This window comes from Streptomyces sp. NPDC046925 (genome assembly GCF_040644915.1).
Taxonomy (GTDB): Bacteria; Actinomycetota; Actinomycetes; order Streptomycetales; family Streptomycetaceae; genus Streptomyces.
This window is the reverse complement of record NZ_JBEYWZ010000005.1, coordinates 93,115-110,825: the sequence shown is the minus strand read 5'-3', so window position 1 is coordinate 110,825 and position 17,711 is coordinate 93,115. Positions and strand designations below refer to the sequence as shown.

17 protein-coding genes are annotated in these 17,711 nt (G+C 71.2%); 10 read left to right on the top strand and 7 right to left on the bottom strand.

Annotation, left to right across the window (positions count from 1 at the left end):
* Positions 1 to 40 precede the first annotated feature (40 nt).
* Positions 41 to 1,756, bottom strand: a complete 1,716-nt coding sequence (locus ABZ906_RS21980) for a bifunctional 3'-5' exonuclease/DNA polymerase (protein WP_361385041.1) — start codon at positions 1,754 to 1,756, stop codon at positions 41 to 43.
* 439 nt (positions 1,757 to 2,195) lie between these two features.
* On the opposite strand from ABZ906_RS21980, the gene ABZ906_RS21975 reads away from it, so the two are divergent.
* A complete protein-coding gene (locus tag ABZ906_RS21975) occupies positions 2,196 to 3,035 on the top strand; it encodes a nitrilase-related carbon-nitrogen hydrolase (RefSeq protein WP_361191017.1) in 840 nt (279 codons plus the stop codon).
* A 772-nt stretch (positions 3,036 to 3,807) separates the two neighbouring features.
* Here the strand turns inward: ABZ906_RS21975 and ABZ906_RS21970 are convergent.
* Positions 3,808 to 6,168, bottom strand: coding sequence for an ABC transporter permease (locus tag ABZ906_RS21970; protein ID WP_361385038.1), 2,361 nt, complete (start codon positions 6,166 to 6,168; stop codon positions 3,808 to 3,810).
* Positions 6,168 to 7,013, bottom strand: a complete 846-nt coding sequence (locus ABZ906_RS21965) for an ABC transporter ATP-binding protein (protein ID WP_361385035.1) — start codon at positions 7,011 to 7,013, stop codon at positions 6,168 to 6,170. The genes ABZ906_RS21970 and ABZ906_RS21965 overlap by 1 nt, the downstream gene beginning before the upstream one ends.
* 83 nt (positions 7,014 to 7,096) lie before the next feature.
* On the opposite strand from ABZ906_RS21965, the gene ABZ906_RS21960 reads away from it, so the two are divergent.
* The gene (locus ABZ906_RS21960) at positions 7,097 to 8,284 is read left to right on the top strand and encodes a DUF2786 domain-containing protein (protein ID WP_361385032.1); all 1,188 of its coding nucleotides are present in this window, start codon (positions 7,097 to 7,099) and stop codon (positions 8,282 to 8,284) included.
* Between the two features lie 74 nt (positions 8,285 to 8,358).
* Entirely contained in the window at positions 8,359 to 10,704 is a 2,346-nt protein-coding gene (locus ABZ906_RS21955; protein WP_361385029.1) for an FUSC family protein, read from the top strand.
* 31 nt (positions 10,705 to 10,735) lie between these two features.
* Here the strand turns inward: ABZ906_RS21955 and ABZ906_RS21950 are convergent, their stop codons facing one another.
* The 3 genes from ABZ906_RS21950 to rpmB all read right to left on the bottom strand — a co-directional run bounded on the left by ABZ906_RS21950 (position 10,736) and on the right by rpmB (position 11,928).
* Positions 10,736 to 11,245 (bottom strand): hypothetical protein, encoded by a 510-nt coding sequence (locus ABZ906_RS21950; protein ID WP_361385026.1) that lies wholly within the window; start codon positions 11,243 to 11,245, stop codon positions 10,736 to 10,738.
* A gap of 141 nt (positions 11,246 to 11,386) precedes the next feature.
* On the bottom strand, positions 11,387 to 11,692 hold the full coding sequence (gene rpsN / locus ABZ906_RS21945; RefSeq protein WP_361385023.1) for a 30S ribosomal protein S14: 306 nt from the start codon (positions 11,690 to 11,692) through the stop codon (positions 11,387 to 11,389).
* On the bottom strand, positions 11,692 to 11,928 hold the full coding sequence (rpmB, locus tag ABZ906_RS21940) for a 50S ribosomal protein L28 (protein ID WP_361191030.1): 237 nt from the start codon (positions 11,926 to 11,928) through the stop codon (positions 11,692 to 11,694). Before rpmB ends, rpsN begins: the two co-directional genes overlap by 1 nt.
* An 82-nt stretch (positions 11,929 to 12,010) precedes the next feature.
* Here rpmB and rpmG point away from each other — a divergent pair, with 82 nt between their 5' ends.
* The 5 genes from rpmG (at position 12,011) to ABZ906_RS21915 (ending at position 14,438) form a co-directional block, all read left to right on the top strand.
* A complete protein-coding gene (gene rpmG, locus ABZ906_RS21935) occupies positions 12,011 to 12,175 on the top strand; it encodes a 50S ribosomal protein L33 (RefSeq protein WP_003999141.1) in 165 nt (54 codons plus the stop codon).
* A 5-nt stretch (positions 12,176 to 12,180) separates the two neighbouring features.
* Positions 12,181 to 12,426, top strand: a complete 246-nt coding sequence (locus tag ABZ906_RS21930; protein ID WP_361191032.1) for a type B 50S ribosomal protein L31 — start codon at positions 12,181 to 12,183, stop codon at positions 12,424 to 12,426.
* Positions 12,427 to 12,470: 44 nt separating this feature from the next.
* On the top strand, positions 12,471 to 13,610 hold the full coding sequence (locus ABZ906_RS21925; protein WP_361385020.1) for a GTP-binding protein: 1,140 nt from the start codon (positions 12,471 to 12,473) through the stop codon (positions 13,608 to 13,610).
* Positions 13,611 to 13,850: a 30S ribosomal protein S18 gene (rpsR, locus tag ABZ906_RS21920; protein ID WP_361385017.1), complete on the top strand. Its 240-nt coding sequence runs from the start codon at positions 13,611 to 13,613 to the stop codon at positions 13,848 to 13,850.
* 369 nt (positions 13,851 to 14,219) lie between these two features.
* Positions 14,220 to 14,438: a DUF397 domain-containing protein gene (locus ABZ906_RS21915; RefSeq protein ID WP_361191231.1), complete on the top strand. Its 219-nt coding sequence runs from the start codon at positions 14,220 to 14,222 to the stop codon at positions 14,436 to 14,438.
* Positions 14,439 to 14,515: 77 nt separating this feature from the next.
* Here ABZ906_RS21915 and ABZ906_RS21910 read toward each other — a convergent pair whose 3' ends face one another.
* A complete protein-coding gene (locus ABZ906_RS21910) occupies positions 14,516 to 15,001 on the bottom strand; it encodes an ATP-binding protein (protein WP_361385014.1) in 486 nt (161 codons plus the stop codon).
* A 288-nt stretch (positions 15,002 to 15,289) separates the two neighbouring features.
* Here ABZ906_RS21910 and ABZ906_RS21905 point away from each other — a divergent pair, with 288 nt between their 5' ends.
* Together ABZ906_RS21905 and ABZ906_RS21900 are read left to right on the top strand one after the other, a co-directional pair.
* Positions 15,290 to 16,153: a helix-turn-helix transcriptional regulator gene (locus tag ABZ906_RS21905; protein ID WP_361191039.1), complete on the top strand. Its 864-nt coding sequence runs from the start codon at positions 15,290 to 15,292 to the stop codon at positions 16,151 to 16,153.
* A 69-nt stretch (positions 16,154 to 16,222) separates the two neighbouring features.
* On the top strand, positions 16,223 to 17,680 hold the full coding sequence (locus ABZ906_RS21900; RefSeq protein ID WP_361385011.1) for an aldehyde dehydrogenase family protein: 1,458 nt from the start codon (positions 16,223 to 16,225) through the stop codon (positions 17,678 to 17,680).
* Positions 17,681 to 17,711 lie beyond the last annotated feature (31 nt).

The following is a 17,711-nucleotide window of genomic DNA, read 5'->3' as shown; positions in this document are numbered from 1 at the left end:
CGGAGCCGGGATTCTTCGCGTCCGCTTACTTCGCGTCCGCTTACTTCGCGTCCGCGTAGCACTCCACCACGGCGACGGTGAACGGGAAACGCACCGGTGTCTCGCCGAACGTGATGCGCCCCGCCAGGTCACCGGCCGCGCGGATGGCCGCGGCGACCGTCTCGGCCTCCTCCTGCGGGCAGTGCACGATGACTTCGTCGTGCTGGAAGAAGACGAGCTCGGCGCGGAGCCCGGCCGCGGCCATGGACTGGCGCAGGGCGGCCAGCATCAGCAGCGCCCAGTCGGCCGCGCTGCCCTGGACGACGAAGTTACGGGTGAAACGGCCGCGGGCGCGGGTGTTGGTGGAGGCATAGCCCGGAGTGAACTCGCCGTCCCTGGCGGGGAGATCGGCCGGGTCCTCCTGGGGGATGCCCGCCTCGTCGAAGTCCTCCGCTCCGGCCGCCGGGGGGCTCGTCCTGCCCAGCCAGGTCCGTACGAGTCGGCCCTCCTCGCCCGCCTTCGCGGCGTCGTCGACGTACGCGACGGCGGCCGGGAATCTGCGGCGCAGCGCCGCCAGGTTCTTCAGGCCGTCGCCCGACGTCTGGCCGTACACCGCGCCGAGCAGGGCGATCTTGGCGTGGTCGCGGTCGCCGGAGAACGCGCGGTCCGAGAGGCGTGTGTAGAGGTCTTCGTGGCTCCCGGCGACCTCCATCAGGCCGCGGTCGCGGGAGATCGCGGCGAGGACCCGCGGCTCCATCTGATCGGCGTCGGCGACCACGAGCCGCCAGCCGGGGTCGGCGACCACCGCACGGCGGATGATCTTGGGAATCTGGAGCGCGCCGCCGCCGTTCGTCGTCCAGCGGCCGCTGACGGTGCCGCCCGGCGTGTACTCGGGACGGAAGCGGCCCTCGCGCACCCAGTCCTGGAGCCAGCTCCAGCCGTGCGCCGTCCAGATGCGGTACAGCTTTTTGTACTCGATGAGGGGCCGTACGGCGGGGTGGTCGATCCCCTCCAGTTCCCATCGCCGGGTGGACTTGACCCGGATGCCGGCCTGCGCGAAAGCCTTGATGACGTCGTTGGGCAGATCGGGGCGGACGCGGCGGCCGAAGGCGGCGGAGATCTCGTCGGCGAGCTCGGCGAGGCGGCGGGGCTCGGCCGCGCCCGCGTTCCTGCCGCCGCCCGCATAGCGCTCGCCGAGGAGCTCGGTGAGCAGGGCGTGGTGGACGTCCGCGCGCCAGGGCAGCCCCGACACGTTCATCTCGGCGGCCACCAGCATCCCCGCCGACTCGGCCGCCGTGAGCAGCCGCATCCTGCCGGGGTGCTCGGCGGCGCCGTGTCTTCGCTGCTGGTCCGCATACACCTCCAGGAGGGCGTCGAAGGGGAGGGTCGTCACGGGGGAGGGCTCGAAGAGGGAGTCCTGGGCGCCGGGGGCCGCGGCTCTGGGGGGCGGGTCGCTCGGCACGGGGGCGTTGTGCAGCCGGGCCCAGGCCGCGGCGGCCGAGCGGGGTTCGCCGAGGCGGCCCTCGTGACCGAGGAGGAGGAGCTCGGCGTCCTCGATGTCATAGCACCGGTCCACCCGGACGCCCGCCGCCAGCAGCGCGGGGTACATCTCGGCGGTGGAGCGCCAGACCCAGCGGGCCACGTCCGGTCGGGCGCGGACGGCTGTGGCGAGGTCCGGCTCGTGCAGGGTCGGTCCTGCGGGCAGGCCGTCTTCCCCGAGGGGGGCGAGGGTGGCGCCGCCGGCCTCGGTGGCGGCGAGGGCCCACCTTTCGGTCATGGGGTGAGTGTTGCAGGGGGGACTGACAATCCATGCGGGGTGCCCTGCGGGCTTGCTTGGGCGTGGGGGTGTGCGGGGCCCCGGCTTCCCTGACCGGACGGGCCTTTCCCACCCACCCGCCCGGCACCCCGCGGTCTTGCCTGGCCGAGCGGGCCTTTCCCGCCCAGCCGCGTGGCACTCTGCGGTCTTGCCTGGCCGAAGGGGCCTTTCCCACCCACCCGCCCGGCACCCCGCGTTCTTGTCTCGCCGAACAGGCCTTTCCCGCCCACCCGCCCGGCACCCCGCGTTCTTGTCTCGCCGAACAGGCCTTTCCCGCCCACCCGCCCGGCACCCCGCGTTCTTGTCTCGCCTGGCCGAACAGGCCCCTCCCACCCCCCCCCACCCACGTCCGGGGGTTCCCGACATGCGGGTGGGCGTTGGCGCTGCGAGGCTCGGTGCCATGAGAGTGGCCCTTGCGCAGACCGACTGTGTCCTCGGCGAGGTGGACGAGAACCTTGCCCAGGCCCGCGACCAGATCGGCCAGGCGGCGGCGCAGGGAGCCGACCTCGTCGTGTTTCCCGAGCTGAGTCTGCACGGCTATCACCTGGGCGGCCTGCAGCGGGACACGTCCCTTGACGCCTCGGACAACCGTCTGCGGGAGCTCTCCGCCGCCGGTCCCGATGTGATCGTGGGCCTTCACGAGCACACGAGCCTGCGCGCGTACAACACCTCCGCGTACTACGCGGACGGCCAACTCCTCCACTCCCACCGGAAGCTGTACCTCCCCAACTACCTGGCCTGGGAGGAGCGCAAGCACGTGAGCCCCGGTCAGCATCTGCGTGCGTACGACCTGCCGGGCGGGCACGGGCGCGCGGCGACCCTCATCTGCAATGACGCGTGGCAGCCGGTACTGCCGTGGCTCGCGGTGCAGGACGGTGCGGAGGTCATCGTCATCCCCACGAACAGCGCGGCGAGTCTGGATCCCGAGGCGATGGACACGGGCCTGTACTGGGACACGCTGCTCTCGTACACCGCCCGCATGCTCCAGTGCTGGGTGATCTTCGTAAACCGGGTCGGGAACGAGAACGGGGCTTCGTTCTGGGGCGGTTCGCGGGTGGTGGACCCGCGGGGGACGGTCGTCGCACAGGCCCCGAAGTGGGAGCCGAGCCTCGTCACGGTCGACATCGACGTCCACGAATCCCGCCGGCACCGGCGCGCGGTTCCTCTGGTGGCGGAGGCGCGACTAGGCCTGGTCGACCGAGAGGTACGCCGCCTGATCGACGAGGGCGGCGACAGCTAGGGCCTCACGGCAGCTTGCCCCCCTCCTCTTTGCCTCACCCCCAGCTGCGCCACCCCCGCCCAGACCTCTCCCACCCACCCGCCCGATTGCCCCGCATCCACCCCTGACCGAACAAGCTCTCCCGCCCACCCACCCGATTGCCCCGCAGCGACAGGGCGGGGTGGGCGGGTGTTCGGCAAGCGGGTGTGGGGTGGGGGGTGTTTCGGCGGAGGGGCGTGGGCCGGGCTGGGGATTCGAGCAGGCGTGAGGTGGGTGAGTAGATCGGCGGGGTGGGGGGAGCCCGCGGCCCCCGTACACCCGCACCCGGCGTCGAGGCGTGAGGGGGTGTGTCGGTATTTCCGCCCGGAGCACGGTTCGCGGCGCTCCGGAACCGAAGTGATCAGGCGCCCAGAGGCGGATGGCGAGGACGGACATACCGGCGCGCCCCCGCCCCCAAACCGACCCCGCCCCGTGCCCGTACGCGCCCGCACCCGGCATCGAGAGGCGAGGTCACCCAGCCGCGGGGCGCCGCACCGCACCGCACCTGCAACCGGGTCCGCCCCGCCCCCCGTACGCGCCCGCAGCCAGCGTCGAGAGGCGAGGTCACGCAACCGTGCGGTGCCGCCCCGCGCCGAACCGACCCCGCACCGCCCCCGTACGAACCCGCACCCGGCATCGAGAGGCGAGGTCACGTCACCCAGCCGCGCCGCGCGGCACGACTCCGCCCCCCCCAAGACGGACCCGCACCGCACCCCCGTACAACGCCAAAGCCAGCGCCAGCGCCACCGCCCCCTCACCCCCGCCGCCGCACCCCCAGCACCCCCGCCCCAACCCCCACCACGGCGCAGACCCCCGCAGCCACCCCCACCGTTTCCCACGGCACCACAACCCCCGCCGGTGCCGAAAGGCGGGTGAGGCCTGTGCTCAGGGCGCTCAGGTTCACCGCGGTGACCATCAGGCCCAGGACCGTACCCACCGCCACCGCAAGGAGCGACTCCCCGGCGACCACCATCCGTACCTGCACGCGCGTAGCCCCGGCCAGTCGGAGCGAGCGCAGCTCGGGGCCCCGTATGGACGTCGCCATCAGAAGCGTTCCGGCCAGGGAGATGGCCGTGTAGACCAGGGCGATACCCAGCAGCACAAGCAGCCCCAGCCGCGTCTGCGGCTTGGTCGCCGGATGCGTGTCCGCCAGCCACTGCTCGGCCGACCGCACCCGCACACCGCCCTTACCCCCACCCTCACCACCGGACCCGGCACCGGCCTCCGCCCCCGCCCCGTCCCCGGAACCAGCCGCCACCGCAGCCCCCAACGCCCCCGCCACCTCATCCCGATCCGCCCCCGCCCGCAGCCCCACGTCAACACGGTCCACCGGCGCCGCAGCAGCGTTCGCCGTGGTGACGTACGCCCCGTTGTCCCCCGTACCCCGCGCAAGGACCGCGACGATCCGCAGCCGCGCGGGCCTGCCGTCGCCGAGCCAGACGTCGACCCGCTCGCCCACCCGCCGCTTCTCCCACTCCTCGTTGACGACGATCGACCGGTCGTCGAGATCGCGTACGTCCCCCGCCACCACCGGAAGCCGCGACACCGAGGCGAACGCCGCCGGATCACTCACCGCGCGCGCCTCCGACCGGACAAGGGCGCTGCCTTCTTCCCGTACGAACACGGCAGTGGACGCGGACGACGCGGCCACAGCAACCCCGACCACATCCCCGGCGCCGCCCCTCAACCCGTCGCCCCTCGAACCGCCGCCCCTCAACCCTTCGCCCGTCAAACCGCCGCCCCCCAACCCGCCGCCCCTCAACCCCTCGCCCGTCACCACAAGATCAGCCCCGGTACGCTCCCGCGCCTCCACCGCCCGCGCCTCTCCCGCCGTCTCGGCGGAACCCAGCAGCGAGCCCGCCAGAGCCACCGTCACCAGAACCGGCGCGGCGACGGCCGCCGTGCGCCGCACCGACGCGGCGGAGTTCTCCCGGACCAGGAGTCCGACGGCGCCGGGAAGGCGCACGGCACGCAGGACGGGACGTACGAGAAGAGGGGTGAGCGCGGCGAGCGCGGTGATCAGGATCATCGGCTGAGTGGTGTACGTCTTCCGCTTCATCAGCGCGGACGGATCACTCCACAGGGTCCAGCCGAGCATGCCGAGCCCCGCCGCGAGCAGCGCGCCTCCCGCGATCCGGCGGCTCCACGGCATGACACCGGTATCGACGGACGCGTCCCGCAGCGCCTCGACGGGACCCACGCGCCCCGCACGCCGGGAAGCGAGCCACGCCCCCGAGAAGGCGACCGAGACCCCCACCCAGAAGGCGAGGTGGTACGGCCACACGGCCCCGCCGATGGCGAACCACTCCGGGGCGATCCCGGCGTCGACCAACATCTCCGCCAGCACCGGCGCGCCCAGCGCCCCCAGCACGCACCCCACACCGGAGGCCGCGACCCCCACCGCGAGGGCCTCCGCGAGCAGCATCCTGCGGACCTGCCCCGGCGTCGCCCCGGCCATCCGCAGCAGCCCGAACTCGCGCCGCCGCAGAGCCACCACAAAGGCGAAGGTGGAAGCGGTGACGAAGACGGAGACGAACGCGGACACCCCGCCCGCCGTCCCCAGGAACGAGTTCACCGCCACCAGCGCCTCGGCGTCCTGCGCCGGCTCGGGATCGGCGAGCCGCCGCTCACCCCCGGTCAGAACCCGGACCCGCTCCCCGGCGGCGTCCCGCTTCCCGGCGGCGTCCCGTTCCCCGGCGGCGGTGTCCGGCTCCCCGGCGGAACCCGGCGCCCCGCCGCTGTTCCGCGCCTCGACGACCCTCCGCACCTCCGCGACCGGGGCATCCACCCCCACAGCATCTCTTTTCGCCCCGTCCAGCTGCACAGGCCCGAGGCGTCGAAGGTCGCGCAGAAGTTCGATATCCACAGGGTGTGGATGAGCGAGCGGCTTCGTCACGTGCGCGGTGTTCGGCCCCCGCTTCACCGGGACGGTCAGCGTGTTCTGCCCCATGACGACCACCGGCGACCCGGCGAACCGCACGGGTTCCCGCTCCGGCGCGCTGAACGTCGAGGCAAGCCCGAGCCCCATCGCGGCGACGAGCGCCACGCCCAGCGCGACGGCGACGAACGCGCCGAGCAGCCCGGCCCAACGCGTACGAAGAGAAGCGAAGAACATCACCGACCACCCACGATCATCGACTCGCCGCCCGCGACGACCGAATCGCCGCCCGCCACCGAAGAACTGGCGCCGCCCGCCACCGAAGAACCGGCGACACCCACCCCGGAAGCCCTCGCCCCACCCACCCCGGACTCCAACCCCGCCATCCGCCGCGCCACTTCCCCCGCATCCGGCGCAAGCACCTCATCGGCCACCCGCCCGTCCACCAGGAACACCACCCGGTCCGCGTACGAAGCCGCCACGGGATCATGCGTGACCATCACCGTGGTCTGCCCTTCCCCGTCCACCAACTGCCGCAGAAGCACCAGCACTTCACGGCTGGTGGTCGTGTCGAGCGCCCCGGTCGGCTCGTCGCCGAACAGCACCGCGGGCCGCGTGACGAGCGCCCGTGCCAGCGCCACCCGCTGCTGCTGGCCGCCCGAAAGCTCCCCCGGCCGGTGCCCGGCCCGCTCGGCGAGGCCCACGTGCGCCAGCGCGTCCCTCACCTGCGTACGCGAGGGCCTGCGACCCGCGAGCCGCAGGGGCAGGGCGACGTTCTGGGCGGCGGTCAGCGACGGAAGCAGGTTGAAGGACTGGAAGACGAAGCCGATACGATCCCGCCGCAGCAGGGTCAGCCGCCGCTCGCTGAGTCCCGTCAGCTCCGTACCGCCCACCGCCACCGTCCCGGAGGTCGGCCGGTCGAGCCCGGCGGCGCACTGCAGCAGCGTCGACTTGCCGGAGCCGGAAGGGCCCATGATCGCGGTGAAGGTACCGGCACGTATCGCGAGGTCGACGCCGTCGAGGGCGGTCACGTCACGGTAGTGGCGGCGGACGGCGGTGAGCCGTACGGCAGTTGAGGTCATGCCTCAACCCAACCGTCCGGAGCCTCGCCGGGCACGACCACCAGAGGGCGTCCCGGGGGTAGGGCCAGCCATACCCTTGACGTATGGATCCGGTGACCGAGGTGATCGACAAGGCGTTCGCGGCGGCGTTGTACGCGGACGGCGACGAGGGCCTCGACATCGGCGCGTCCCTCCTCGCGGCCGCGCCCGAGGCCGACGCGGAGCTGTGGCGCAGGGGCGAGGAGCTGGTGCGCCGCGCCTGGGAGCGGGGCTGGCAGCCCGCGGACGTCATACGGATGGTCGGACGCGCCAGGGACGACATCGCGCACGGGACCGACCGCACCCACCAGACGCAGCTGGCCGCCGAGCTGATCATTGCGGAGACCAGGCGGTACGGCGACACGCTTCCGCCCCGCTGGCACGCGCAGCTCACCGAACTCGCCGAGCTTGCCCCGCAGGCGGGCCCGAAACCGGACCGCTTCTCCCGCGCCACCACCGTCCTCGCCCTCTACCGCCTCCTCCTGCGCCTGCCCGCGATCGAGCCGGTGGGTCCCGCTCCCGGCTCCCCGCTCCATACGCCCCTGCCGCCCGGTCACGACGAGCCGCGCATCCTCACCCGTATCCGCGCGCTCCTCGCCAAGGCCGAGGCCACCGGTTTCCCCGAGGAGGCGGAGGCGCTGACGGCCAAGGCGCAGGAGCTGATGGCCCGGCACACGATCGACGAGGCGCTGCTCGCCTCGCGCACCCGCGCCAAGGACGTCCCCGGTGCCTGCCGCATCGGCGTGGACGCCCCGTACGAGACGGCGAAGGCGATCCTCCTGGACGCGGTGGCCACCGCGAACCGTTGCCGCGCGGTGTGGAACGAGGCGTTCGGCTTCTCGACCGTCGTCGGCTTCGAGCCGGACCTGGAGGTCGTCGAGCTCCTCCACACCTCGCTCCTCGTGCAGGGCACGGCGGCGATGACGAAGGCGGAGGCGGGGCAGCGGGCGGGCGGCCGGAAGCGTACGAAGACGTTCCGTCAGGCGTTCCTGCTCGCGTACGCCGACCGCATCGGCGGGCGCCTGGCCGCGGCGGCGCGGGACGTCACCGCGGAGTCGCCGGACGCGGGGGAGTTGCTGCCGGTACTCGCGGCCCGCGATGTGGCCGTCACGGCCCGTGCGGAACGCATGTTCCCGCAAACCTCGACCACCCGCGTACGAGGAGCAACGGACCTCGCCGGCTGGACCCAGGGTGCCGCGGCGGCGGACGCAGCGAACGTAACCCCGAGCGGCCCCCGCCTCCCCCGGCGGTAACGGGCCCCCGCCTGATTGCCCCGCAGCACACCCCCCACCCCAACCCAGTCCGATATGCCCCGTATCATCACAGAGTGACCTGGCTTCGGGCGCTGAAGGAGACCACCCGCTCGGGGTTGACCGTCGAGCGGAAGCGGCTTGAGCCCCTTATTGCGATCCGGGGGGCGGCCGGGCTCGCGATCATCATCGGCGTCAGCCTCACCCTCTTCGGCCCCGCAGTAGCCGCCAGCTCGGCATTCGGCGCCTTCCAGGCCGCCATCGCCACGTTCCAACGCAGCTGGCGCCCCCGCCCGGAACTCGCCCTGGCCTCCGGCACGAGCCTCGCCGTCTCCACCTTCCTCGGCTACCTCACCGGCTCCCACACCCTCCTCTTCCTCGCCCTCCTCGCCCTGTGGACCTTCCTCTCGGGCCTGAGCTGGGCCGCGGGCCCGACCATCGGCATCATCGCCTCGTCCAACGTCGCGATCATGCTGGTCACGGTCACCCTGCCCGGCTCCATCGCCGCCGCCGCGGGCCACGCCGCGATGATGGTGGTGGGCGGCGCGGTCCAGGCCGCCCTCGTGGTCCTGTTCCCCGTACGCAGATGGGGTGCCCACCGCGACGCCCTCGCCGACGCGCTCGCCGCCGAGGCCGACTACGCCCGCCGCCTCCGCCACGACCCCCACGCCGACTTCGACCCGGAGCCCCTGATGGCGGCCCGCGACGCGGCGACCATCACCCCGCGCCAGGCCCGCACCCGCCCCGCCGAACTCCACGGCGCCCGCGGCCTGGCGGAACGCATCCGCCCGGTCCTCGCCTCCCTGGCCGACCCGGCGGTCGGCGTCCCGGAAGAGGGCGAAGAACGTGACCGCGTACGCGAGATCCTCGCCGCGGCAGGCGCGATCCTGGACGCGGCGGCCAGGGCGATCCGGAAGGGCGAACCCCTGAAGATCCCGCCCGCGGCCGTGGCCACCCTGCAGAGCCCCGACACCGGAGCGCTCCTCACGGGCCCGGCCCAGAGGGCGGCGAAGCGCCTGGCGGCACTGCTGCGAGACGTGGTCGAAACAGCGGGCAAACCCCCCGACAAGGCAGCCGCCCTCACCGCCACGACAGAACCGGGAGCCACCCCCGCAACAGAACCGGGAGCCACCCCCGCAACAGAACCGGGAGCCACCCCCGCAACAGAACCCGGAGCCACCCCCTCCCCAACCAGCACCCCAACCAGCACCCCCACCCCCCTCCTCCGCCCCACCTTCCCCGCCCTGCTCCCCGCGGCCCTCCGCGCCATGAGAACCGAACTCCGCCGCCGCCACGAGTCCCCCGTGACGCGCCACGCGATCCGCGTCACCGCGGTCGCCGCGGCGGGCTACCTCCTGGGCACCTGGCTCCCCCTCGGCCACGGCTACTGGGCCCCCATGGCCTCCGTCATGATCATGCGCCCGGACTTCTCACAGACGTACTCCCGCGCCGTCGCCCGCTTCGGCGGCACCCTCGTGGGCGTCGCCCTGGCCACGGGCCTGGTGCAACTGGCGAGCCCCGGCACCGGACTCTCCGCGGCGCTCGCCGTGCTCTGCGCCGGGATGATGTACCTGCTGATGCGCACGGGCCAGGTCGCCGCCCAGGCCTGCGTCGCCGCGTACGTCGTGTTCCTGCTCGGCATGGGCGGCGAGCAGTGGACGCAGACGGTGCCGGAACGCGTCGTCCTGACCCTCCTCGGCGGCATCCTCGCGATGATCGCGTACGCCGTGTACCCGGCCTGGGAGACCCCGCGCCTGCGCAACCGCCTCGCCGACTGGCTGGTGGCGGACGGCCGCTACTCCGCGGCGGTCGTCAGCCGCTACGCCGACCCCGGTGGCAGCTCGTGCCCGGACGTACGCGGTGCGCTCCTCGCAGCCCGCGACGCCCGTATCGCCTGGCAGGAAGCCGCCGCCCGCGCCAAGCACGAACCGGTACGCCATCGCGGCCTCTCCCGCGCGTCGGCCGGGGACGCCGAGGACGCCCTCGCCCAACTCGGCCGCGTGGCCATGCTGATGGAGGCCCACCTCCCGGACCGCGACGCGACCCCCGTCCCCGCCGCGGACCGCCTCGCGAAGGCCCTGCGCAAGTCGACCGAGGACGGCGCGAAGGCCGTACGGGAACGCCGCGTCCCGAAGTGGGAAGCGGTACGCAAGGCCCTGGACGAGTGGGACGGCGATGGCGTCCCCGACCGGGTCGTACGCAGAGGAGCGGGCCTCCTCCTGACGACCCTCGACGAACTCTCGGACGCCCTGGACACAGCGCCCCCGCCGATGCTGGTGGACGGCTCGGAAACAGGCACCCCACCAGGAGAAACCGCCCCACCGACAATGGCCGCCCCACCGACAGAAGGCCCCCCACCCACAGAAGCTGCCCAAAACAAAAGCGGACCGCAGGACCCCGAACAAGGCCCCGCGGCCCGCTGAGCCGCTCAACACCCCAGCACAGCTGGGAAACTCAGGACTCCGGAAGCCCCGCCGTAGGCAACCCCTCCGGCAGCTTCCCGCCCTCGGTCTTGGTGAACTGATCCTTGCCCGCGCCCTGCCAGGACACAGTCATCGAGGTCCCGTTGACCGACTCGACCGTGCCGTTGGTGCGATCGGAGTCGCCCTTGGCGCACTTGAGCGTGAGCGTGTCGCCCCCGGTGGTACCGCTGCACAGGACGTTCTCGCCGAGCAGCGTCGCCTGCTTCCCGGCGATGACCAGCGCGAGCGGATTCCCGTCGGCGGTGGCGACCCAGCTGCCCTCGGAGCTGCCGTCCTTCGCACCGGAGTCGGCCCCCGAGTCGGACCCTTCGTCCGGCGCATCCGCATCGGACGACCCCTCGGCCCCGGCGGACGACCCCGCCGAGCTCTTGTCCTTGCCCTCGTCATCACCGTCGCCGCCGTCACTGCTGCAACCGGTCAGGACGAGGGCGGCGACAAGACCCGCCGCCGCGGCAGCGATACGTACGTTCCGGACGTGCATCCGCACTGAAGTCCCCCTAGACGACACATACGCGACACCTGCCCGGCGTATGACCGGCCCATACCCAACACATACCCGGCACCCGCCCGGCACTCGAATCAGGGCATTGAATCGCGTCAGCTCACTGAATTGCGCGCCAAGCTACCAGGACGACTTGCGCACCCCGGGGAGAAAACCGGCGTGCGCTTGGTCACGCAGTTTGACCCTGGAGAGGCCGAACTTGCCCACGTATCCGCGCGGACGCCCGTCGACGCTGTCCCGATTGCGTACGCGCGTCGCACTCGCGTCCCGCGGCTGCCGCGCCAACTCGGCCTGAGCGGCGCGCCGTTCGGCTTCCTCCGTGTCGGGCCGGCGGATGAGTTCCTTCAGCTCGGCCCGTCGCGCGGCGTACCGCGCGACGATCTCGCGCCGCTTCTCGTTCTTCGCGATCTTGCTCTTCTTGGCCATCAGACCCTCACTCCACGCGCACGGATCCTGGCCACGGCGGCCTCGACGCCGATGGAGTCGACGGTCTTGATGCCCTTCGCGCTGAGCCGCAGCCGCACGAAGCGGCCCTCGCTCGGCAGCCAGTAGCGCTTGCGCTGGACGTTGACGTCGAACCGGCGTGACGTGCGCCGGTGCGAGTGGGAGATCTGGTTGCCGAAGCCCGGCGTGGCGCCGGTCAGCTGGCAGTGGGCGGACATGGTGACGCACCTCTCGGTCGGGGGGACGGGGTCCCTCGCGGAATCGTTTTGAAAACGGGATTCATTTTCATACACTACCGGTATGGCCAGAAACGAACTCCGCCCCGTCATCAAGCTCCGGTCAACGGCCGGAACCGGCTACACGTACGTGACCCGCAAGAACCGCCGTAACGACCCCGACCGCATGACGCTGCGCAAGTACGACCCGGTCGTCGGGCGGCACGTCGATTTCCGAGAGGAGCGCTGACCACCATGCGCAAGGACATCCACCCGCCGTACGGTCCCGTCGTCTTCCGCGACAAGTCCGCAGGATTCGCCTTCCTCACCCGGTCCACCGCGACCAGCGAGAAGACGGTCGACTGGGAGGACGGGCGCACCTACCCCGTCATTGACGTCGAGGTCTCCTCCGCGAGCCACCCCTTCTACACGGGCACGGCCAAGGTCCTGGACACGGCGGGCCGCGTGGAACGCTTCGAGCGCCGCTACGGCGCGCGGTGAACCCGGTGAATCCGGTGAACCCCGTGAATCCGAGGGAAGCGGCGATGGACATCGCGATCGTCGGCGGCCTGCACTCAGACGCCCGCAAGCAGGCCGTCGAGCGGCTCCTCGCCACCGTCCCCGGCAGCGTGGCGCTCCATCACGACCTGGCGACGGCCGTGCAAGGCACCGTCGTACGTACGGTGCGCGATGCCACCGGAGTGCTCTCCACCGGTGAGGCGCCGTTGGTCAACGACTGTGCGTGCTGCGCCCTGCGCGAGGACCTGGTGCCCGAACTCGAACGGCTCGCGGACTCCGGTCTCACGCGGCTCGCGGTCGTCGAGCTGTGGGACTCCGTCGAGCCCAAGGCGATGGCCGAGGTGATCACGGCGCAGGTGCACGCGCACGAGGGGCTGCGGCTGACCGGGGTGATCACGGCCGTCGACCCTGCCCTCCTCCTGCCGTACCTCGGCAACGGCGACGACCTCATGGAGGCGGGTCTCGCCGCCGCCCCCACGGATGAGCGCACGGTCGCCGACACCTGGGCACGCCAGCTGGAGTACGCCCCGGTGCTCGCCGTCGCGGACTCTCCCGAGGCCGACGACGAGGACCGCGCGCTCCTCGCCCAGCTCCACCCGACCGCCCGCCAGGTCCCGATCAGCGGTCACGGGGACCTGGCGGGCGCCGCGCTCGGCGGCTTCGACGTCGAGGCGGCCGCCGCCGCCCAGCATCCGTCCTGCGCGCTGCTGCCGACCGATGCCGACGAGGCGGGGGTCGCCACCCTCGTCTGGCACCGGGACCGGCCCTTCCATCCGGAGCGGCTCTATCAGGCCCTGGAGGACCTGACCTGTGCGGCGGCCCGCAGCCGTGGCCGGTTCTGGCTGGCCGACCATCCGGACACGCTGCTCGGCTGGGACGCGGCCGGCGGTGCGCTCTGCGTGGAGAGCGCGGGGCCCTGGCTGGCCTCGCTGCCGGATGCCGCGTGGGAGATGGTGCCGCCGGTACGGCGTGCCGCGGCGGCGCTGGACTGGCATCCGGAGCACGGCGACTGCTGCCAGCACCTGGTCTTCGTCTCGCCGGGTCTCGACCGCGAAGGGCTCGAAGAGGTCCTGGAGTCCTGCCTGCTCACCGACGAGGAGTACGCCGCCGGGCGCGACGCCTGGAAGCACCTGCCGCCCGCTTTCGACACCCTCCTGGAGGTCTGAATGTCCCCCCGCAAGCAGTCGCCGCGCGAACAGAAGCCGCGCCCCAACCCGCTGGACCAGGCGAAAGTCGCGTACATCGATTACAAGGACACGGAGTTGCTCCGGAAGTTCATCTCGGACCGGGGGAAGATCCGCTCCCGGCGGGTCACCCGGGTCAGCGCGCAGCAGCAGCGGCTCCTCGCCCGCGCGATCAAAAACGCACGGGAGATGGCACTGCTGCCGTACGGATCGGCTCGCTGATCGACATCACCACGTCATCCAGCCATCGTTTAAACCATTCAGTCATCGCGTAAACGTTGGAACAGGAACGGCATCCCGTGCGTCTCTACCTAGTACATGAACAAGCACGTGAGCACGGACATGAACACGTACGCGAACAAGCGGGCACGCTTCGTTCTGGATGGCGTTCGCATGGCATGCGGGGAGTTGGGCAGGTGCTGACAGAGCTGTAATCAAGGAAACACCCCGCGTGCACGTGCATCTGCCCATGCATCGGCATGTGAACACAGCTATGATCCGGGACAGTTGACCATTGCATCTAGAGAGATCTAGAGGCCACACCAGGCACTGCACCACCGGGGAGCGACTGTGCACGACGTGTTTAACGGCATGGCTGCCACGGAGCTTCACGGGGTGGTCTGGCAGAAGAGCAGGCACAGCAATTCGCAGGGTGCCTGCGTGGAGTTCGCGAAGCTGCCGGGCGGCGACGTCGCCGTCCGCAACTCGCGCTTTCCCGACGGTCCGGCGCTGGTCTACACGCGCGCCGAGATAGAGGCGATGCTGCTCGGGATGAAGGACGGGGAGTTCGACCACCTGATCGGCGGTTAGACCCCCTCCGCGGCCCACTCGGTCCTACGCGAGTCTTCGGCCCGCCCCGTCCTGCGCGAGTCCGCGGCCGATTGGTCCTACGCGAGCTGGAACAGCGCCCACACGACCTTGCCCCGCAGCGCGCCCGCGAGCGGGTGCCAGCCCCAGCTGTCGCTGAACGAGTCCACCAGGAACAGGCCGCGGCCGGACTCGGCGGAGAAGTCGTCGTCGGTCTCGCGCGCGACCGGACTGTCGTCGCTGGGGTCGCGCACCGCGCACACCAGGCGTGAGGTCCACCGCATCAGGTGCAGCCGCACCGGCGGGCTCTGGTCGCGCGGGGTGTCCGACGGCAGGGCGTGCCGCAGGGCGTTGGTGACCAGCTCGGAGACGACGAGGGCGATGTCGTCGAAGCGTTCTTCCAGTTCCCACTGGCTCAGCGTCGTACGGGTGAACTGCCGGGCGCTGCCCACCGCTTCGTAGCGGGCGGGCAGGGAGCAGGACGCGGCGCTGGAGACGGCTGAGGGGTCGAGTGGGGGAAGCCCCTGCCGTAACGGCTCGAGCATGGTTGATCCATTCGTCCCCATGCGAGGCACTCCCCGGTTTCGCGGTACATAGCGATGGAGCGGTGGTGCTGTGGTGCGGCAGTGAAGTACCGCGCCGACCATGGTTCCGAATGCGTACAGCAGATGCAAGGGCAGATGCACGTGCACGCGCCGGACTTGCTCGCTCCCGTGCTACTTCTTGCCTATTTCTTCCTACGACTTCTTGTGGAGACCTGTCGAAGGCTTTCCACTTCTGTAACCGAACGAGTACGCCTTGAAGCGTTTAATGGCAGACTGCTGGCTTCCAAGTGATGGGGAGGGTTGAGCGAAGTGACCGCAGGGGAGTCGAGCGGCTCGGTCGTACGGCGCATGCTCCTTGGCTCGCAACTCAGGCGCCTGAGGGAATCGCGCGGTATCACCCGTGAAGCGGCCGGCTACTCGATCCGAGCCTCCGAATCGAAGATCAGCCGCATGGAGTTGGGACGGGTGAGCTTCAAGTCCAGGGACGTAGAGGACCTGTTGACGCTGTACGGCGTCACCGACGAGGCCGAGCGGGTCGCACTGCTCTCACTCGCCAAAGAGGCCAACCTCGCCGGCTGGTGGCACAGTTATTCCGATGTCCTGCCCGGCTGGTTCCAAACCTACGTGGGGCTCGAAGGCGCCGCCTCGCTCATCAGGACCTACGAAGTCCAGTTCGTCAACGGCTTGTTGCAGACCGAGGCCTACGCGCACGCGGTCGTCGCCCGCGGCATGAAGGACGCGAGCAAGGCCGACATCGAACGCCGGGTCGCGCTGCGCCTCGAACGCCAGAAGCTGCTCATCTCCGAGCGCGCGCCCCGCTTCCACTGCGTACTGGACGAGGCGGCGCTGCGACGCCCCTACGGAGACCGGGAAGTGATGCGGGGTCAGCTCCAGCATCTGATCGACATCTCGGAACGGCCGAATGTCACCCTTCAGATCATGCCGTTCAGTTTCGGTGGGCACTCGGGCGAGAGCGGAGCGTTCACCATGCTGCGCTTCCCGGAGTCGGACCTCTCGGACGTCGTATACGTGGAACAGCTGACGGGAGCCCTGTATCTCGACAAGGCCGAGGAAGTCGCGCAGTACGAGCGCGTGGTCAGTGAACTGCAGCGCGACAGCCCGAATCCGGCCGATAGCCGCGACCTTCTCCGTGGTCTGCTCCAACTGACGTAACTCGTCAGTACGATGACGTGAACTCAGGTGTCAGCACAGTTGTAACCACAGTCTGCGGCTAGGGGTCCCATGTCCTTCTTCACTGACCTGGCTCACCAGTACATCGATGGTGAGTGGAAGGCCGGTTCCGGCTCCTGGGACATCATCAACTTCAACCCGTACAGCGGGGAGAAGCTGGCGTCGATCACCGTGGCGACGGCCGACGAGGTGGACCAGGCCTACCGGGCGGCCGAGCGCGCGCAGAAGGAGTGGGGCCACACCAGCCCCTACGCCCGGCGTGCCGTCTTCGAGCGTGCCCTGCGCATCATCGAGGACCGTGAGGAAGAGATATCCGAGGCCATCATCGCGGAGCTGGGCGGCACCCGGCTCAAGGCGGCCTTCGAGATCCACCTCACCAAGGAGTTCCTGCGCGAGGCGGTGAACTTCGCGCTGCTGCCCGAGGGACGCATCCTGCCCTCGCCCGGCGAGGGCAAGGAAAACCGCCTCTACCGCGAGCCGGTGGGCGTGGTGGGCGTCGTCAGCCCGTTCAACTTCCCGCTCTTCCTCTCCACCAAGACGATCGCCCCCGCGCTCGCCCTCGGCAACGCGGTGGTGCTCAAGCCCCACCAGAACGCCCCGGTGACGGGCGGCGGCATCCTCGCGAAGGTCTTCGAGGACGCGGGTCTGCCGGCCGGTGTGCTGAACGTCGTGGTCACCGACATCGCCGAGATCAACGACGCGTTCATCGAGCACCCGGTGCCGAGCGTCATCTCCTTCACCGGCTCGGACCGCGTGGGGCGCCATGTCGCCACGGTCTGCGCCTCGCACTTCAAGCGGTCGATCCTGGAACTCGGCGGCAACAGCGCGCTGGTCGTCCTGGACGACGCGGACGTCGACTACGCCGTGAACGCCGCGGTCTTCAGCCGCTTCGTGCACCAGGGGCAGGTCTGCATGGCTGCCAACCGCATCCTCGTGGACCAGTCGCTCCAGGCGGAGTTCACCGAGAAGTTCGTCGCCAAGGTCGCGTCCCTGAACGTCGGCGACCCGGCGGACCCGGCGACCCACATCGGCCCGCTGATCAACTCCTCGCAGGCCGACGCGGTGACGAAGATCGTCGACCAGACGGTGGCCGCGGGCGCGAAGGCCCTGCTGCACGGCCGCACCAAGGGCAACCTGGTGGCCCCCACCGTCCTGACGGACCTGCCCGCCGACTCCCCGGCCCTGTGCCAGGAGATCTTCGGCCCCGTGGCGCTCCTCGTCCCCTTCGACGGCGAGGAAGAGGCCGTACGCATCGCCAACGACACCCCGTACGGGCTCAGCGGCGCCGTCCACACCGCCGACGTCGAGCGCGGCGTGCGGTTCGCGCGGCGGATCGACAGCGGCATGTTCCACGTGAACGACGGCACCGTGCACGACGAGCCGATCGTGCCCTTCGGCGGCGAGAAGTACTCGGGCGTCGGGCGCCTGAACGGCGAGGCGACGGTGGACGCGTTCACCACGCAGAAGTGGGTCTCGGTGCAGCACGGCCGCACGCAGTTCCCCTTCTGATCCTCTTCTGGCCCCCCTCTGAGCCCTTTCA